The sequence below is a fragment of the Haloferax sp. Atlit-6N genome (assembly GCF_003383195.1).
Taxonomy (GTDB): Archaea; Halobacteriota; Halobacteria; order Halobacteriales; family Haloferacaceae; genus Haloferax; species Haloferax gibbonsii.
The window spans coordinates 1-501 of sequence record NZ_QEQJ01000213.1 but is presented as its reverse complement, the minus strand read 5'-3'; the positions used below and the strand labels follow the sequence as shown (position 1 = coordinate 501).

2 pseudogenes are annotated in these 501 nt (G+C 63.3%); both read left to right on the top strand.

Going from position 1 to position 501, the window contains the following annotated elements:
* Positions 1-225, top strand: a pseudogene (locus DEQ92_RS21995) (inorganic phosphate transporter); the annotation flags it as partial.
* A gap of 138 nt (positions 226-363) precedes the next feature.
* A pseudogene (locus DEQ92_RS21990) lies at positions 364-501 on the top strand (ferredoxin); the annotation flags it as partial.

The window sequence follows — 501 nt, the reverse complement described above, 5'->3', positions numbered from 1 at the left end:
CTCGGCGAAGCGCTCGGGGGCACCGCGCCGGAGATGTCCGTCGATGAGCTGACGACCGAAACGAGCGACGAGGTCCCGCCAGTGGGCGAAGAGTCCGCACGCGATCTCGGCGGCACCGATCTGTTCGACCCGGGGACGACCGGTCGCGTGATATTCTTTTGGCTCCTCACGCCGAGTCTCTCGGCCGCGGCGTCGTACGCGCTCTTCGCGGCCGTCCCGCTGTAAGTCGTCGCGGTCGGCCGCACCTCCGGGGGAGTGACACCCACTGTCACCGCACACAGCGGTGACACGTCCCGAACAATCGCCCGTAATCGACGAATCGAACAGCAAAGTCTAATGGGGTGGCATACAAACCGCTTGCTGATGCCTACCGTAGAATACCTCAACTACGAAGTGTTGGCCGACCAGGGCTGGGACATGGACGACGACGACCTCTTCGAGAAGACCGCTGACGTGGGTCTGGACAGCGAAGACTACGGCTCTATCGAAGTCAACCAGGGC